16 protein-coding genes, 2 tRNA genes and 1 pseudogene are annotated in these 16748 nt (G+C 68.4%); 9 read left to right on the forward strand and 10 right to left on the reverse strand.

What is annotated here, in order from left to right; all coding sequences use genetic code 11:
* The first annotated feature begins 504 nt into the window (after positions 1-504).
* Both serS and OG735_RS20925 read left to right on the forward strand, forming a co-directional pair.
* The gene (gene serS / locus OG735_RS20920) at positions 505-1782 is read left to right on the forward strand and encodes a serine--tRNA ligase (RefSeq protein WP_327324702.1); all 1278 of its coding nucleotides are present in this window, start codon (positions 505-507) and stop codon (positions 1780-1782) included.
* Positions 1779-2588, forward strand: a complete 810-nt coding sequence (locus OG735_RS20925; RefSeq protein ID WP_327324703.1) for an HAD family hydrolase — start codon at positions 1779-1781, stop codon at positions 2586-2588. The genes serS and OG735_RS20925 overlap by 4 nt, the downstream gene beginning before the upstream one ends.
* Before the next feature lie 2 nt (positions 2589-2590).
* On the opposite strand, the gene OG735_RS20930 is transcribed toward OG735_RS20925, so the two are convergent.
* From OG735_RS20930 to OG735_RS20965, 8 genes and pseudogenes are all read right to left on the reverse strand, one after another.
* A tRNA-Ser gene (locus OG735_RS20930) sits at positions 2591-2682 on the reverse strand.
* A gap of 148 nt (positions 2683-2830) precedes the next feature.
* Positions 2831-2918: transfer RNA gene (locus tag OG735_RS20935), tRNA-Ser, on the reverse strand.
* An 85-nt stretch (positions 2919-3003) separates the two neighbouring features.
* Positions 3004-3420, reverse strand: a pseudogene (locus tag OG735_RS20940) (rhomboid-like protein); the annotation flags it as partial.
* Between the two features lie 29 nt (positions 3421-3449).
* Positions 3450-4136, reverse strand: a complete 687-nt coding sequence (locus OG735_RS20945; protein ID WP_327324704.1) for a hypothetical protein — start codon at positions 4134-4136, stop codon at positions 3450-3452.
* Between the two features lie 270 nt (positions 4137-4406).
* Entirely contained in the window at positions 4407-5126 is a 720-nt protein-coding gene (locus OG735_RS20950; protein ID WP_327324705.1) for an ABC transporter permease, read from the reverse strand.
* 17 nt (positions 5127-5143) lie between these two features.
* The gene (locus tag OG735_RS20955) at positions 5144-6055 is read right to left on the reverse strand and encodes an ABC transporter ATP-binding protein (RefSeq protein WP_327324706.1); all 912 of its coding nucleotides are present in this window, start codon (positions 6053-6055) and stop codon (positions 5144-5146) included.
* Positions 6052-6957: an ABC transporter permease gene (locus tag OG735_RS20960; protein WP_327324707.1), complete on the reverse strand. Its 906-nt coding sequence runs from the start codon at positions 6955-6957 to the stop codon at positions 6052-6054. The genes OG735_RS20955 and OG735_RS20960 overlap by 4 nt, the downstream gene beginning before the upstream one ends.
* Positions 6954-7940: an ABC transporter ATP-binding protein gene (locus tag OG735_RS20965; RefSeq protein ID WP_327328400.1), complete on the reverse strand. Its 987-nt coding sequence runs from the start codon at positions 7938-7940 to the stop codon at positions 6954-6956. Before OG735_RS20965 ends, OG735_RS20960 begins: the two co-directional genes overlap by 4 nt.
* Positions 7941-8203: 263 nt before the next feature.
* Here OG735_RS20965 and OG735_RS20970 point away from each other — a divergent pair, with 263 nt between their 5' ends.
* The 6 genes from OG735_RS20970 (at position 8204) to OG735_RS20995 (ending at position 13586) form a co-directional block, all read left to right on the forward strand.
* Positions 8204-9052 (forward strand): M24 family metallopeptidase, encoded by an 849-nt coding sequence (locus tag OG735_RS20970; protein ID WP_327324708.1) that lies wholly within the window; start codon positions 8204-8206, stop codon positions 9050-9052.
* Positions 9049-9183, forward strand: a complete 135-nt coding sequence (locus OG735_RS20975; protein WP_327324709.1) for a hypothetical protein — start codon at positions 9049-9051, stop codon at positions 9181-9183. The genes OG735_RS20970 and OG735_RS20975 overlap by 4 nt, the downstream gene beginning before the upstream one ends.
* Positions 9180-10964, forward strand: a complete 1785-nt coding sequence (locus OG735_RS20980; protein WP_327324710.1) for an SDR family oxidoreductase — start codon at positions 9180-9182, stop codon at positions 10962-10964. Before OG735_RS20975 ends, OG735_RS20980 begins: the two co-directional genes overlap by 4 nt.
* Positions 10961-11878 carry a metal-dependent hydrolase gene (locus tag OG735_RS20985; protein WP_327324711.1) on the forward strand — a complete coding sequence of 306 codons (918 nt, stop codon included), beginning with the start codon at positions 10961-10963 and terminating at the stop codon, positions 11876-11878. Before OG735_RS20980 ends, OG735_RS20985 begins: the two co-directional genes overlap by 4 nt.
* A gap of 25 nt (positions 11879-11903) precedes the next feature.
* Positions 11904-12857 (forward strand): MerR family transcriptional regulator, encoded by a 954-nt coding sequence (locus OG735_RS20990; RefSeq protein WP_327324712.1) that lies wholly within the window; start codon positions 11904-11906, stop codon positions 12855-12857.
* 144 nt (positions 12858-13001) lie between these two features.
* Complete coding sequence (locus OG735_RS20995; protein ID WP_327324713.1) at positions 13002-13586, forward strand: RNA 2'-phosphotransferase; 585 nt, start codon at positions 13002-13004, stop codon at positions 13584-13586.
* A 40-nt stretch (positions 13587-13626) separates the two neighbouring features.
* Here the strand turns inward: OG735_RS20995 and OG735_RS21000 are convergent, their stop codons facing one another.
* Positions 13627-14526 (reverse strand): LLM class flavin-dependent oxidoreductase, encoded by a 900-nt coding sequence (locus OG735_RS21000; RefSeq protein WP_327324714.1) that lies wholly within the window; start codon positions 14524-14526, stop codon positions 13627-13629.
* Between the two features lie 95 nt (positions 14527-14621).
* On the opposite strand from OG735_RS21000, the gene OG735_RS21005 reads away from it, so the two are divergent.
* Entirely contained in the window at positions 14622-15491 is an 870-nt protein-coding gene (locus OG735_RS21005) for an HAD family hydrolase (RefSeq protein ID WP_327324715.1), read from the forward strand.
* A 24-nt stretch (positions 15492-15515) separates the two neighbouring features.
* On the opposite strand, the gene OG735_RS21010 is transcribed toward OG735_RS21005, so the two are convergent.
* Positions 15516-16565, reverse strand: coding sequence for a M23 family metallopeptidase (locus tag OG735_RS21010; protein WP_327324716.1), 1050 nt, complete (start codon positions 16563-16565; stop codon positions 15516-15518).
* Between the last annotated feature and the right edge of the window lie 183 nt (positions 16566-16748).

Below are 16748 nucleotides of genomic sequence, written 5' to 3' on the forward strand. Positions count from 1 at the left end.
ATCCACAGGCATGCTTCTCGACCTGGGGACAAGTCGACAACAGAGGGCGACATGGTCGACATATCGGCTCACTCACCCCACTTCCCTCCACAGAACGGCAGGTTGCCCCGTGTCACCTCAATTCCATTGATCAACCCTTTGGAGCGAGGAATTCCCACCCGAATGAGCGCGTGGGGTGGGTTTGGGTGAGGAATCCTTCGACCCACGCAGGGCTTTCGGAACGATCTCTTCCGTAGTCCACAGATCCCCCACACAGGCTGTGGATAACTTTACGAAGGCCCGCATCCCTGTGGACAAGGGATGCCCGAATCCCGGACACGGCAAGGGGAGCAGGTCAATGCGGGCGCTCATCGGGTGCCCCATTTCGGCGAATAGCGTCCTGTTTATTGACGCTTACGCCGGTGATTTACCCGCACCTTTCTAAATTCGGGGCAATTCGGGCAAAGTGACACGCAAGGCTATATCGAGTGAGGTGGCGCGAGTCCGCACCGGTAGCCTGGTGGGGTGATTGACCTTCGCCTGCTTCGTGAGGACCCCGACCGTGTTCGCGCCTCCCAGCGCGCCCGTGGAGAGGACGTCGACCTCGTCGACGCCCTGCTCTCCGCCGATGAGCGCCGCAGGTCGTCCGGCCTTCGCTTCGACGAACTGCGCTCCGAGCAGAAGTCGCTCGGCAAGCTCATCCCCAAGGCCACTCCGGAAGAGCGCGCCGAGCTGCTGAAGAGGGCCGAGCAGCTGAAGGCCGACGTAAAGGCGGCCGACGCCGCACAGAACGAGGCCGACGAAGAGACCAGGCGGCTGCTGCTCCAGCTCGGGAACATCGTCCACGAGGACGTCCCGGTCGGCGGCGAGGAGGACTTCGTCGTCCTCGAGACGCACGGCACGATCCGCGACTTCGGCGCCGAGGGCTTCGCGCCCAAGGACCACCTTGAGCTCGGCGAGGCGCTCGGCGCCATCGATGTCGAGCGCGGCGCGAAGGTGTCGGGCTCACGCTTCTACTACCTGACGGGCGTCGGCGCGCTGCTTGAGCTCGCGCTGGTCAACGCCGCGATCGCGCAGGCCACAGAGGCCGGCTTCATCCCGATGCTGACCCCGGCGCTGGTCCGCCCGCGCGCCATGGAGGGCACGGGCTTCCTCGGCCAGGCTTCGGAGAACGTGTACCACCTGGAGAAGGACGACTACTACCTGGTCGGCACCTCCGAGGTCCCGCTCGCCGCGTACCACATGGACGAGATCATCGAGGCCGACAAGCTGCCGCTGCGGTACGCGGGCTTCTCGCCGTGCTTCCGCCGCGAGGCCGGCACGTACGGCAAGGACACCCGGGGCATCTTCCGGGTGCACCAGTTCGACAAGGTCGAGATGTTCTCGTACGTCGCTCCCGAGGACGCGGAGGCCGAGCACAAGCGTCTGCTTGACTGGGAGAAGCAATGGCTGACCGGCCTCGAGCTGCCCTTCCAGGTGATCGATGTGGCCACCGGCGACCTGGGTTCCTCGGCCTCGCGCAAGTACGACTGCGAGGCGTGGATCCCGACCCAGGGCAAGTACCGCGAGCTGACCTCCGCGTCGAACTGCGACAGTTTCCAGGCCCGACGGCTCTCGGTCCGGATGCGTGACGGCAAGAAGGTGCAGCCGCTGGCGACGCTGAACGGCACGCTCTGCGCCGTACCGCGCACGATCGTGGCGATCCTTGAGAACCACCAGCTGGCCGACGGTTCGGTGCGGGTGCCCGAGGTGCTCCGTCCGTACCTGGGGGGACGAGAGATCCTGGAGCCGATCTCCAAGTGAGCCCCGCCCCCTTTCCGTACAAGCTTGTCGCGACCGATCTCGACGGCACGCTGTTGCGTGGCGACGACACGGTCTCGGAGCGCACGCGCGACGCGCTCGCCGCGGCCACCGCGGCGGGCGCCGCGCACATCATCGTCACCGGGCGTGCTGTGCCGTGGACCCGGCACATCCTGGACGACCTGGGGTACGACGGCCTCGCGGTCTGCGGCCAGGGCGGGCAGGTCTACCACGCGGGTGAGCACCGGCTGCTGACCTCGGTGACGCTGGACCGGCAGCTGGCCGGACTCGCGCTCTCCAAGATCGAGGCGGAGGTCGGGCCGCTCGCGGTGGCCGCGAGCCGCGACGGGCTGGACGGCGAGGTGCTGGTCGGTCCTGGTTATCGGGTGCAGGAAGGCCCGCTGCCCGTGGTGGCGTTCGAGGACCCGGCCGAGCTGTGGTCCGCGCCGCTGAGCAAGGTGTTCATCCAGCATCCGGAGCTCGGTGACGACGCGCTGGCACAGGCTTCCAGGGCGACGGTCGGCAGCCTGGTGGATGTGGTGGTTGCGGGGCCCGGCATCGTCGAGATACTGCCGCTGGGGCTGAGCAAGGCGACGGGGCTCTCGCTGGCGGCGCGGCGGCTGGGGCTGCGGGCCTCGGACACGATCGCGTTCGGTGATATGCCGAACGACATCCCGATGTTCGGCTGGGCCTCGCACGGTGTGGCGATGGCCAACGCGCACGACGAACTGAAGGCCGTGGCGGACGAGATCACGGCGTCGAACGAGCACGACGGCATCGCGGTGGTGCTGGAGCACTTGCTCGGCTGAGGCGGAAGAGGTGGGGGTCGAACCCACACGGGCATTCACATGCCCCAACACTTTTCGAGAGTGCGGCCGGCGCCTGCTGTCGGCTGGCTCTTCCCGTGGGTATTGCGTGACTGCCGGACGGGCGACTGCGCAACTGTCGGACCGGGCGGCTTCGTGACCGCGTGACCGCGTGACTGCGTGACTGCGTGACTGCGTGACTGCGTGACTGCGTGACTGCGTGACTGCGTGACTGCGTGACTGCGCGGAGGATGCGCGGATCGAACGCGCGCGGGGTTCACGGCCCCGACGACGGCTTAGCAAGCCGCTGCCTTACCACTCGGCCAATCCTCCGGGAGGGGGCGGCCCGCGCGGATGCGCGCTCGAAGCGGCCGCCCCCGGACAGTCCCCCTGGGCGGCTCGGCGGAGTGGTCGGTGGCTACTCCGCTGCCTGCCCGGGGCTGCCCTGACGGGAGCTCGACGGACTCGCACTCGTACTCTCGGTCATCGCCGCGCTCCTCTCCCGGTAGGTGACGCCGGCCGCACTGGCGTGCTCCGGCTCAACTACTGTGCCTCGGACAGCGGTTCGATGCCACCGAATTACGGTCCGGACGCGGCTCGGTCCGTCCTTGCCGTCGCACGTCAGCGGCCAGCAGACCAGGCCGATGGCGAGAGCGATCGCATGGCCGAGGTCGGTGTAGGTGCCGACGGTGGCGAGCGGCAGACCGAAGAAGGCGAGCGCACCGGCGAGATAGAGCCAGCGCCAGGGCCGCGGAATGCGGTAGGTGAGGATGCCGACCGACGCGGCGAGCCCGTAACTCACCCCGATGTCCACCACATGCGCCATCCGCCGCGGCTCCCCTGCGGCAGCCGTTGTGCGGGGTATCAGCGGCGCTTACGGCGCCGGCTGCGCTGCAGCTCCCTCAGTTGATGGGCGAAGTCGTCCATCCTCCGGTCCATCCGCCGCATGTCGTCGGAGAGATCGCAGAGCCGGTTGCTCATGGCCCCGACGACCTGGTTGGTGGCGTCGAGCCGCCGGTCGAGCCGGACGGAGATCCCGTTGATGACCGGACCGAGATCCTGAAGCGCGTGCCCAACGGTGTCCAGGTTCGCCTCGACCTTGGTGACACGTCGGTCGAGAGAGGCGTAGTCCTGGCGCCGGCCACCGGCCTCCTCGGCGTCGAGGAGGTACGTGCGGACGCAGCGGGCGATGTCGCTGTCGCGAAGCAGCATCGCGACATTGAGCACCGTGCGGCGGGTGTAGAGCCTGAGGTGCGCGCGCCCCTGTGGATAACTTTCCTTTGAAGTGTTCAAGTTGAACACTTCAAAAGACTGCAGCTCAGAGCCCTTGAGCGTGACCATCCCGTTGGCTTCCAGCTCGTCCCGATGACGCCTGGCGATGTTGTGCACAGTGCCCCTGTGGACCTCGAAGTAGCGAGCGACACCCTCGGTGGTGACATGCATGTCGTCCGGGAGCATGACAAGCGCCTTCACCTTGTCCAGGACTTCAACACGCCCTTGATGCTCCACGCGCAGCGCGCGCGACTCGAGCAGGGCGACTTCCGATGGCATGAGCAATGCCTTCCGTTCGTGAAACCGATCATGGACGGCCCTCTCCCCGGGCACAGGGGTGGAGGTCGGCTCACGGTGCTGCTCACCCAATGACCGGCCCGGCTTTCGATCCGGCACCGGCAATCCCCAATTTCACGAACTCTCGTCGCTACGAACTCCAGTTGCCTCCACGCACAGTGGACAACGAACCGATAAACGCACAGCTACGCGGATATGCGTCAACCCCCGCCCACCGGACGGGGGTTGACTTACAAACGCGATGCTCTACGGTCACTCCTCGCCGGCGAGCTTCAGCACCCGCAGCTTCTGCCCCGCATACCAGGTCGCCACCACCGTGACCCCCACCAGCAGTGCCACCGCCAGCGGCAGGCCCACGTCCGAGCCGATCAGGCCCTCGCCGCCGATCTTCTCGGCGAGCGACAGCGACCACTGCTGCACACTCAGCGTGCGCGCGCCCGAGACCAGGCTGCCGAACAGCGTCTCCCAGACCAGCGCGTAGACGAGCCCTATGACCACCGCGTGCCGGCTGACCGTCCCGAGGAGCAGGAACAGCGCGCTGTAGGCGATCGAGGCGACCAGCGCCGCCACCGTGTACGCCACCGCGACCTGCTGGCCGTTGCCGTTGAGGATGAACCCCGCGACAAAGGTGGGGGCCGCCGAGAATGCCATCGTGATCGCGATCGCGACGATCAGCTTGGTGAAGACGATCGTCGACCGCTTCACCGGCTTGGCCAGCAGATAGACGATCGAGCCGTCGTCGATCTCGGGCCCGATCGCCCCGGTGCCCGCGATCACCCCGATCAGCGGCACCATCGTCGCGATGGCGAACCCGCCCAGGACATCGGCGGCGACCTGGTCGTCCAGGCCGTTGAAGCTGCGTACCGCCGCCGCGATGAGCAGCAGCAGACCGGGCAGTACGAACAGAATCGCTGCCCGCCGCTTGCCGAGCACGGCCCGATAGGTGAGCCGGGCGACTGTGGGGTTGTACATGGACGTCACAGCTCCTTTCAGGCCGCTACGAGGTAGGAGAAGACCGACTCGAGGGACTCGTCCGACGGCGAGACCGTGAGCAGCCGGATGGAGTGCTCGCGGGCGACCCGCGGCAGCAGTTGGGTGAATCGGCCGAAGTCGACGGCCTGGATGCGCAGCGCACCCTCGGTCAGGTCGACCTCGATGCCGGCCGTCGACGGGTCGGCGATCAGGGCCGCGGCGAGCGCCCGGTCGTCGCTGGACCGTACGAGATAGCGGTGCGGCCGGTCCGTCATCAGTCGGCGGATCTTGCGGAAGTCGCCGGACGCAGCATGTCGTCCGGCCACGATCACCTCGATATGGGAGGCGAGTTGCTCGACCTCCTCCAGGATGTGGGAGGAGAAGAGCACGGTGCGGCCCTCCGCTCCCATCCGCCGCAGCAGGTCCATCAGCTGCATGCGCTGGCGCGGGTCCATGCCGTTGAAGGGCTCGTCAAGGAGGAGTACGGACGGCTCGTGGACGAGGGCCGAGGCCATCTTCACGCGCTGCCGCATGCCCTTGCTGTACGTCGCGATCTTGCGGTCCTGCGCGTACTCCATCTCCACGGTGGCCAGGGCGCGTTGGGCCTCCTTCCTGCCCAGTCCGTGCAATTCGGCGTTGGCGACGACGAATTCGCGGCCGGTGAGGAAGTCGTACATCGCCTCCCGCTCCGGTACGACGCCGATCTGCCGGTAGACCGACTCGTTGCGCCAGATCGTCCGACCGTCGAGCGTGACGCTTCCCGTGGACGGGTTGAGGAAACCACCCATCATGTTGATGAGCGTGGACTTGCCCGCGCCGTTGGGACCGAGCAGACCCGTGACGCCGGGGCCGATCGTCATGGTCACGTCGTTGACGGCCACGACATTGCCGAACCACCGCGAGGTGTGCTCGATGTTGATGGTGGTCACAGCCCGACCTTTCGGTAGCGGCGCATCAGGACGGCGTACGAGCCGAAGACGAGCGCGAGGACGACGAGCAGATAGACCATGCCCACGCCGGCTTCCGGCCCCGCCTTGCCGGGGAAGGCGGAAGTGGCGCCGAGGAAGGCAGTCTGTACGCCGTCGATGAGCGTGACCGGCGAGAAGAGGCCGAACCACTTGATCACATCGGGCGAGCCGGTCTCCCAGGCGATGGCCTGGACAGTGGAGACGGCGACGTACGTGATGGTCAGCGTGGCGATCACGGCGGCGACACCGAAGCCGCGGCGCGGCGTGAGCGCGGCCATCACCAGGCCGAGGCCGCCGAAGAGGACGGAGAGAAGCGCGACGGAAAGCATCCCCTGCGCGAATCCCTTCGTCTGGTCCACGAAGTCCATCTTGGCGAGCAGTGAGCCGATGTAGAGGATGACCAGCGGTGCCGCGGTGAGTACAAAGAGAGCCGAGGCCATTGCCCCGTACTTCGCGAGGACGTAGTCGATGCGCTCGATCGGGCGCGAGAAGTACAGCGGCACGGTCTTGAAGCGCAGATCACGGGAGACGGACTGCGGTGCCTGCGCGGCCAGGAAGAGGCCGATGACCGCCTGGGTGACGATCGCGTAGCGCGTGTAGTCGAGAGGAAGGTCCTTGAGGTTGGTGGCGACGGCGACCGCGACGATGATCGCCGCGGGCAGGCACATCACCGCGAAAAGAATCATCGGCAGCACTTTGGACTTGGCCGAGCGCCCAAGTCCGTAAGCCCCGCGCAGGGACTGCGAGTAGAGGGAGCGGCGTGCGTACGCGCGGCCGAGCCGCGGCCCGTCGTAGTTCCGGTAGCCGATGTTGTGGATCCGGGTGGTCTCGGCCCCGGTCACGGTGTTGGTCTCGGTGCTCATCGAACCTGCACCTCCTGCTCCTGGGCGCCGTGCGCGCCCTGATCACTCTGTGCCTCGGGGCGGAAGACCTCCGCGATGTGGTGGCGGCGCTGTTCCATCCGTACGAGACCGAGGCCGAGCCCGGCGACGGTGTCGCGCACCACGTCGTACGTCTCCTCTCCCGTCGCCTCGAGGAGCAGGATGTGGCCCGCACCGGGCAGACCGTCCTCCACGCGCGCGTGGAGCGTGATTCCGGCTGCGGCGAGCGCCTCACGGAGCACCGCGGTGCCGTCGGGATGCGTGTCCGTGTCGGTGACCTCGACCGCGAGGGTCGTAGTGATCTGGGTGAAGTCGCTGGTGGAACTGGAGCGCAGCAGCGAGCCGCCGTCGATGACGACAACATGGTCACAGGTGCGCTCAAGCTCGCCGAGGAGATGCGAGGTGACCAGGACCGAGATGCCGAAGTCGGTGTGGACGCGGCGGATCAGGCCCAGCATCTCGTCGCGGCCGACCGGGTCGAGACCGTTGGTCGGCTCGTCCAGGAGGACCAGCTTCGGGTCGTGGACCAGGGCCTGCGCGAGCTTGACGCGCTGCTTCATACCGGTCGAGTAGCCACCGATGGGGCGATACCGCTCCTCGTACAGACCGACATGGCGCAGAGTGTCTGCGGTGCGCTCGCGGGCGGCCGTGGGCGGCAGCCCGGACATGCGCGCCATGTGGACGACGAACTCGGTGGCCGAGACATCGGGCGGCAGGCAGTCGTGCTCGGGCATGTACCCCACCTGCTCGCGGATGGCGCCGCCGCTGGTGGCGACGTCGAGTCCGAGCACCGCGGCCCGGCCTTCCGTGGCGGGGGACAGACCCAGCAGGATCTTGATCAACGTGGACTTGCCGGCTCCGTTGGCGCCCACCAGGCCGGTCACACCGGGTCCGATGTCCAAGGAGAGCCGGTCAAGAGCGGTCACCCTGGGGAACCGCTTGCTCAGGCTTTCGGTCGCGATCACAGTCACATTTCGAAGGTAGTGGCGCACGACACATCGGGCGTCAGCCCTGGCGGCTGGATCGGTGTCCGACTCGAGAGGTACGGACCCGTAGGGGCCTACGACGAAAGTGGACAGCCGGTCTCGGGGCCCATGACCTTCGGATGGGTTTTCCACAGGCGGGTTTTCCACAGGCTGACGCACGACCCTTGACGCAGCCGCCGAGCATTGTCACATTCATCAGTGTCAAGTTACGGACACGTACCGCACTCGGGACGGACGGTGGCATGGCCTCAGCAGTGGCAAGCGAACTGACCGCGGAACTGCGGGGGTTCAAGGAAGTGCAGCGCCTCGCGTACGCATGCGCGGAGGCGGTCGCGGCGCAGCTCAAGCCCGGCGTGACGGAGCGCGGGGCGGCGCGGATGCAGCGTGAGTGGCTGCGTGAGCGGGGTGTGCGCGACTGGTTCCACCTGCCCTTCGCCTGGTTCGGGGACCGTACGGCCTTCGTCAACTTCCGGATACCGCTCCAGTTCTTCCCGACCAACCGGGTGCTCGAGGCGGGCATGCCCTTCATCCTCGACATGGCCCCGGTCCACAAGGGCTACACCGCGGACATCGGTTACTCCGGCTGCCTCGGCCCGAGCCCCGTGCACAACAAACTGCTCGCCGATCTGGAGGCGCACCGCGAGCTGATCCTGCGCGAGGTGCGGGAGCGGCGTTCGCTGCGCGAGATCTACGAGGACGTGGACCGGCTGATGGTCCGGCAGGGGTACGCCAACCGGCACCGCGCGTATCCCTTCGGGGTCATCGCCCACAAGATCGACCGGGTGAAGGAGCGCCGCTTCTCGCCGCATCTCTTCGGGTTCGGCACACAGTCGCTGAAGGGCCTTGCCGGCGATGCGGTGCGCGGTCACCGGGACGGCTGGTCACCGCTGTGGAGCCCGTACAGGTTCTCCGACCACCCGCCCCGACCGGGGCTGTGGGCTGTCGAGCCGCACCTCGGATTCAGGGGCACGGGCGCGAAGTTCGAGGAGATCCTGGTGATCACCGACTCCAAGGACCCGCAGCAGAGCGCGTTCTGGCTGGACGACGATCTGCCGCATGTGCGGCGCTGGGCGGAGGAGAGGACCGCGTGAGCGACGCACGGGGGGCCGCCGGGCCGCAGAAGACCACGATGGCCATGGTCGCCGCAATGACCGCGAAGGCCGCGATCGCCGCGCCTCTGCGCCCAGCGGGCGGAAATGCGAACGTCAAGGAGGAAGCGTGAGTCTCAAGGGGGCGCGGGAGCGCTGGGTCCGTACGGGTGGAATCGAGCTGTGCGTCGCCGAGCTGGGGGACGCCTCGCAGCCGACCGTGCTGCTGGTGCACGGCTATCCGGACAGCAAGGAGGTGTGGTCCCAGGTCGCGGAGCGGCTGGCGGACCGCTACCGGCTGCATGTAGTGCTGTACGACGTCCGGGGGCACGGCCGCTCGACAGCTCCGGCCCCGCTGCGCGGCGGCTTCACGCTGGAGAAGCTGACGGACGACTTTCTGGCGGTCGCGGACGCGGTGAGTCCGGACAAGCCGGTGCATCTGGTCGGACACGACTGGGGTTCTGTGCAGTCCTGGGAGTTCGTCACGGTCAAGCGCACCGAAGGCCGTATCGCCTCCTTCACCTCGATGTCAGGACCGTCCCTGGACCACTTCGGGCACTGGATCAAGAAGCGGATGAGCCGGCCCACACCCCGCAGGATCGGCCAGTTGCTCGGACAGGGTGCCAAGTCCTGGTACGTGTACATGCTGCATACGCCGGTGCTGCCGGAGCTCGCCTGGCGCGGCCCGCTGGGCAAGCTGTGGCCGAAGATCCTGCAGCGGGTGGAGAAGGTGCCCGGCGGCGACTACCCGACGGCTTCGCTTCCGCAGGACGCGGCGCACGGCGCCTGGCTCTACCGCGACAACGTCCGTGCCCGGCTGCGCCGCCCACGCTCCGACGCGTACGCGCACACCCCCGTTCAGTTGATCACGCCGACCGGCGATATGTTCCTGTCCGAGCGGCTCTACGACGAACTGGGCGGATGGGTCCCGCAGTTGACGCGTCGCTCGCTGCCGGCGAAGCACTGGGTACCCCGCACCCGGCCCGATCAGCTCTCGGCCTGGATCAGTGAGTTCGTCACGGCCAACGAGGACAGCGCGGCCGGAGTGGCCGGAGTGGCCGCGCTGGACACCGTAGCCCGGGGTCCGTATGCCGAGCGGTTCGCCGGGCAGCTCGTGCTGGTGACGGGTGCGGCCAGCGGCATCGGGCGGGCCACTGCTTTCGCGTTCGCCGAGGCGGGGGCGCGGATCGTGGCCGTGGACCGGGACGCGGAAGGCGCAGCCAGGACCGCGGAGATGTCGCGGCTGATCGGCTCCCCCCAAGCCTGGGGCGAAACGGTGGACGTCAGCGACGAGCAGGCGATGGAGAAGCTCGCCGAGAGGGTCGCCACCGAGTACGGCATCGTGGACGTCCTGGTCAACAACGCCGGCATAGGTCTCTCGGGCTCCTTCCTCCAGACCAGCGCCGAGGACTGGAAGAAGGTCCTCGACGTCAATCTGTGGGGCGTCATCCACGGCTGCCGGCTCTTCGGCAGGCAGATGGCCGAGCGCGGCCAGGGCGGCCATATCGTCAACACCGCGTCCGCTGCCGCCTATCAGCCTTCGAAGACCCTGCCCGCGTACAGCACCTCCAAGGCCGCGGTGCTCATGCTCAGCGAGTGTCTGCGGGCGGAACTGGCCGGACAGGGGATCGGGGTCTCGGCGATCTGTCCCGGCTTCGTCAACACCAACATCACGTCCACGGCGCGCTTCGCGGGCGTCGACGCGGCTGAGGAGAAACGGCGCCAGAAGAAGACCGCCCGGCTGTACGGGCTGCGCAACTACCCGCCGGAGAAGGTCGCCGACGCGATCCTTCGCGCCGTCGTGAAGAACCAGGCGGTGGTGCCGGTGACGCCCGAGGCCCGTGGAGCCCTGTTCATATCCCGCTTCACGCCCAGGACGCTGCGTGCGATCGCCCGATTGGAGCCGCCGCTGTGAGCACCGAGGAGCACACCGGCCACTACGCCATCGCGCCGCGCCGGGTCTCGTTCGACTGGGACGGGACGCCGCTGCACTGGATACCGGACGAGCCCACCGCCACGCATGTCATCAATGTGCTGCATCTTCTGCTGCCGGCCGGCGAGCGGTGGTTCGTCAAGGTCTTCAAGGAAGCGCTGCCCCTGGTCGACGACCCGGAGATGCTGAAGGACGTCAAGGGCTTCATGGGCCAGGAGGCCACGCACAGCGTGCAGCACGCGTATGTGCTGGACCACCTGGCCGCGCAGCGGCTCGACACCGAGGCATTCACCAAGTACGTCGACCTCCTCTTCGAGAAACTCCTCGGCGAGAAGCCGCCGTTCGGGGCGCCGGTACCGCCCCAGGAGTGGCTGCGCTTCCGCCTGTCGGTCATCGCCGCGATCGAGCAGTTCACGGCAGTCCTGGGCAACTGGGTGCTGCACGCCGAAGGTCTCGACCGGGCGAACGCCGACAAGATCATGCTCGATCTGCTGCGCTGGCACGGCGCGGAGGAGGTCGAGCACCGGGCAGTCGCCTTCGAGATGTACCAGCACTGCGGTGGCGAGGGACTGCCACGCTATGCCCGCCGCATCGAGGGCATGGCCGTCACCGCGCCCGTGCTGGCCTGGCTCTGGGTGTGGGGCACCGCCTACCTGATCCGGCACGACCCCCAGCTCGCCGGCCGGCTGCGCTACTCCCTGCGCGAGCACAACCGCGCGGTCGGCAAAGGACTGCTGCCCACGTGGCGCGAGCTGGGCGCGGCCATACCTCGATACTTCCGGCGGTCGTACCATCCCTCGCAGGAGGGCTCGCTGCGCAAGGCCGTCGACTATCTCGCGACCTCGCCCGCGGCCCGTGCCGCGGCGGGAGCGGTGGGCCGCGCCGCCTTGTCGTAGGCGGCCTGTCATCGAGGGAGCGGACTTGTCCGAGCAGTCAGTCGCCCAGTCGGTCGCCGAGTACCGGATCGAGGACCTGGCGCACCACAGTGGCGCCACCGTCCGTACGATCCGCGCCTACCAGGACCGCGGGCTGCTGCCGAAACCGGAGCGGCGCGGGCGGGCCAATGTGTACGGGTCCGCCCATCTCGCCCGGCTGCGGCAGATCGCCGATCTGCTCGACCGCGGCTACACCCTGGCCTCGATCAAGGAGCTGCTCGAGGCCTGGGACGCCGGGCGCGGGCTCGGCGGGGTGCTGGGTCTGGTGGCCGAGGTGCAGGGACCGTGGACGGACGAGGAGGCGGCCAGGATCTCCCGCGCGGAGCTGGACGGCAAGTTCGGCGGGAAGCCGGACGAGGCCGCCGTCGCGGAAGCGGTGGACCTGGGGGTGCTGGAGCGCATCCCCGGCCGTGACGACGAATTCCTGGTGCCGAGCCCCCAGGAGCTGGCGGTCGCCGCAGAGTTGTATGCCGCCGGGGTACCGCTCCCGGCAATCTCCGGTCATCTGCGGGAACTTCGCGGGCAGGTCGAGCACATCGCCTCCCGTTTCCTGGAGTTCACCACCGAGCATGTCTTCGCCCGATATCTGGGGCATCGGCCGCCGACCGACGCGGATGCGGCTGAGGCGGCGTCCCTGGTCCGGCGGCTGCGCCCACTCGCACAACAGACGATCGATGCCGAACTGGCGCGGGCCATGCGGACGTTCGCCACCCGCCATCTTCAGCAGCACCTGAGTGTGGAAGGGCCGCCGCAGGTGGAGAGTGAGCTCCGTCCTGTGACGTTGCCGCCGGAGACAATTCGCTCGGTCCAGGCCCTGGTTGGCAAGGAAAACGCGTCCGCCTTCATCACCGCAGCGACCGAACGGGAGTTGCAGGCCAGGACCTTGGACGCACTCATCTCAACCGATGACGATTCCCCGCAACTTGACCAAAGCCCTTAAATGACCGATGAGTTGTCCACAGAATCGCCAATTCCCCTGTGGATAACTACAGTTGGCTGTGGATCAAACCTGTGGAGCGACATTTTCGATGTGGAGCGAGATTTTCAGTGGCGCTGCCGGCGAACGGACGGGCACGCTGACGGAATGAACGCAAGACCCGAACGACCCGATGGGCCCGATGAGCCCGATGAGCGACGCACCGTGAAGGTGTCGAAGTACCTCTCGAAGCATCTGCGCCACCAGCCGGAGCGGCTCGGCATCGTCCTCGACGAGAACGGCTGGGTGGCCGTCGACGAGCTGATGCGGGCGGCGGCCGAGCACGGCTTCCGGATCACCCGCGCCGAGCTCGACCATGTCGTCGCCGTCAACGACAAGCAGCGCTTCACGATCGACGGCACCCGCATCCGCGCCAATCAGGGCCACTCCGTCGAGGTCGACCTGGACCTGCCTCCGGCCGAGCCGCCCGCGTACCTCTACCACGGCACCGTCGCCCGCAGCCTGGACGCGATCCGCGCCGAGGGACTGCGCGCCATGAACCGCCACCATGTCCATCTCTCGCCCGACCGCGAGACCGCGACCCGCGTCGGCGCCCGCCGCGGCCGCCCCGTCGTCCTCTCCGTGCATGCCGGCGCGATGTATGAAGCGGGCCACCTTTTCCACGTCAGCGCCAACGGCGTCTGGCTCGCCGCTGCCGTACCGCCGGAGTTTCTGCGCTTCCCAGGCCGCTAGATCCTGCTGCGGGGCCCTCCTGAGAGGTCCCTCCTGCGGGTCAGCGACTCAGCTGGGCAAGCCCCTCTGTGGCGATCTGCTCGAAGACCGACTGGTCCGCTGCGAAGTCCGAGTCCGGGATCGGTGCGTGGATCACGAGCTCCGTGAAGCCGAGCTCGAAGTGCTTGCCCGCGAAGTCCACAAAGGCGTCGAGGGACTCCAGCGGCCGGCCGGCCTCCGGCGTGAAGCCGGTGAGCAGGATCTTGTCCAGCTCGGCCACGTCACGGCCGATGTCCGCGCACGCCTTGCCGAGCTTGTCGATCTGCCCGCGGATGGCCTCGACGGACTGCTCGGGCGTACCCGTCTCGAAGAGCTTCGGGTCACCTGTGGTCACCCACGCCTGCCCGTGCTTCGCCGCGAGCTTCAGTCCGCGCGGCCCGGTGGCGGCGACCGCGAAGGGCAGCCGGGGCCGCTGGACGCAGCCGGGAATGTTGCGGGCCTCCACCGCCGAGTAGAAACTCCCGTCGTACGTCACGGAGCCCTCGGTCAGCAGCCGGTCGAGCAGCGGCACGAACTCCCCGAACCGGTCGGCACGTTCGCGCGGCGTCCATGCCTCCTGGCCCAGCGCCGTGGCGTCGAAGCCATTGCCGCCCGCGCCGATGCCGAGCGTGATCCGCCCGCCGGAGATGTCGTCCAGCGAGATCAGGTCCTTGGCAAGGGTCACCGGATGGCGGAAGTTCGGTGAGGTGACCAGCGTGCCGAGGCGCAGCCGCTCGGTGGCGGCGGCCGCGGCGGTCAGCGTCGGTACCGCTCCGTACCAGGGGCCGTCGCGGAAAGTACGCCACGACAGGTGGTCGTAGGTGTACGCGGTGTGAAAACCGAGCTGCTCGGCTCGGAGCCACTCGTCGCGGCCACCTTCGTGCCAACGGCGGACGGGGAGGATCACGGTACTCAAACGCATGCCTTCGAGAGTACGTGGCACCGCACCCGGCTCGAGCACACTCAAATGTGCGACCCGTCGCACGCCCGTGCGCCCGCGTACGGGAGAATGGATCTGTGACCTCAGCTACCGATCCCAGCCCGCTGCCCGCCACCCCCCGGCTGATCGCCACCGATCTGGACGGCACCCTGCTGCGCGACGACAAGTCCGTCTCGGACCGTACGATCGCCGCCCTGGCCGCCGCCGAGGAGGCCGGGATCGAGGTCTTCTTCGTCACAGGCCGCCCGGCCCGCTGGATGGACGTCGTCAGTGACCATGTCCACGGCCATGGGCTCGCGATCTGCGCCAACGGCGCGGCGGTCGTGGATCTGCACGCCGGGGGGAAGCTGCTGGAGGTCCGCGCGCTGGAGCGGGAGACCGCCCTCGATGTCGTGAGGATCCTGCGCGACGCCGCCCCCGGTACCTCTTTCGCGGTCGAGACGACGACCGGCATCCACTACGAGCCGGACTATCCGCCGTTCCATGTCGACCCGGGCGCGACCGTCGCGACCGCGGAGAAGCTGCTTCACGAGGAGCGGCTGGGCGAGGGCGCCCCGGTGATCAAGCTGCTCGCGCACCACCCCGAGCTGACACCGGACGGCTTCCTCACGCTGGCCCGTACGGCCGCCGGTGACCTGGCATCCTTCACCCGCTCCAGCCCGACCGCGCTGCTCGAGGTCAGCGGCCTCGGTGTGAGCAAGGCGAGCACCCTGGCGCTGTGCTGCGCCCGGCGCGGGATCTCCTCCGACGAGGTCGTCGCCTTCGGGGACATGCCCAACGACGTGGAGATGCTGACCTGGGTGGGCACCTCGTACGCGATGGGCAACGCCCATCCGGACGTGCTCGCCGCGGCCTCCGGCCGGACCGTCGCCAACAACGAGGACGGCGTCGCCGTCGTCATCGAGCAGATCCTCGCCCGGCGTGCGGAAAGCAGCGAAGAGCTCTGAAGCAAGAGCTCTGGAGAACGAGAACTACTCGACCCGGACCCCGCGTTCGCGGAGCCAGGGCAGTGGATCCACTCCGGAGCCCAGATACGGCGTGAGCCGCACCTCGAAGTGCAGATGCGGCCCTGTCGAGTTGCCCGTGGTGCCGGACTGCCCGATCCACTGCCCGGCGCGTACCTGGTCGCCCTGGTCGACGGTGGTCGTCGCCAGATGCGCGTACTGCGAGTAGTAGCCGCCCGGGTGCTGGACGACGATCTCGATGCCGAATCCACCGCCGCACGAGACAGACACCACCCGGCCCGCCCCGACCGACCGCACCGGGGTGCCGATGTCCACCGCGAAGTCCTGCCCGGTGTGCCGATGGGCCCAGTGCTCACCCGCGCTGTCGAACCCGGCGGACAGTTCGTACTTCTCCACCGGCGTCACCCATGCCGTGCCCGCCGGCGCGCTTGCGCGCTTCCCGAGCCGGACGACGCCCGCGCACTTGCCCGCCGCCACGCTGCGGTCCGCCTCCCCCTGCAGCTCCCACTGTGCCTCTTCCAGCTTCGAGCTGATGCCCTGCTTGATGGTTGCCAGCTGTGCCTGCCGTACCTCGAGCTCGCGCCGGGCCGTCCGGGCATTCCCCTCGGTCACGGCGAGCCGCCGCTCGGCCTGCCTGGCCCGGCCGAGCAGCTGATTCACTGCCGTCTCCGCCTGCCAGGCGAGCCGCTGTCCGCGCATCAGCTCCTCGGGGTTGTCGGCGAACAGCAGCTGAGCGGTGACGGCAAGCGGGCCGCCGGTGCGGTACTGGGCACGGGCGACACCGCCGATGGCGTCGTGGATCGTGGTGAGTTCGTTCCGCTGCAGTGCCAGCTGCCCCTGGAGCCGGGCCGCCGCGGTGCGCTGCGCGTCAGCGGCACGCCTGCCTTGTTCGTACTTCGCGGTGGCTTTCGCCGCGTCCTCGAACAGTCGCGCCACCTCGGCGCCGGTACCGATAACGGGCCCGTCGGACGCCATGGCGGCGGGTACCGCCGTACCGAGGAGCGCGCACAGCACCGCCAGGACGAGCAATGGCCGGTCGCGGTGTCTCAAGCACATCCACGGATCGTCGCCCGGCGCCGCGGCGATTTCGGGTACCGGTGAGGTGTCGTGACTCCACCTGGCCTACTGGGACGCCTCTCCGTACACCGTCGTACCCCCCTTCGTCCTGTCGCGGCTTCCGGCGGGCCCTTCGGTTCGGGCGCTGTCACGACCTTGAGAGGAGCAGGTCCTGTGCGGCGA

Source organism: Streptomyces sp. NBC_01210, from assembly GCF_036010325.1.
Lineage (GTDB): Bacteria > Actinomycetota > Actinomycetes > Streptomycetales > Streptomycetaceae > Streptomyces.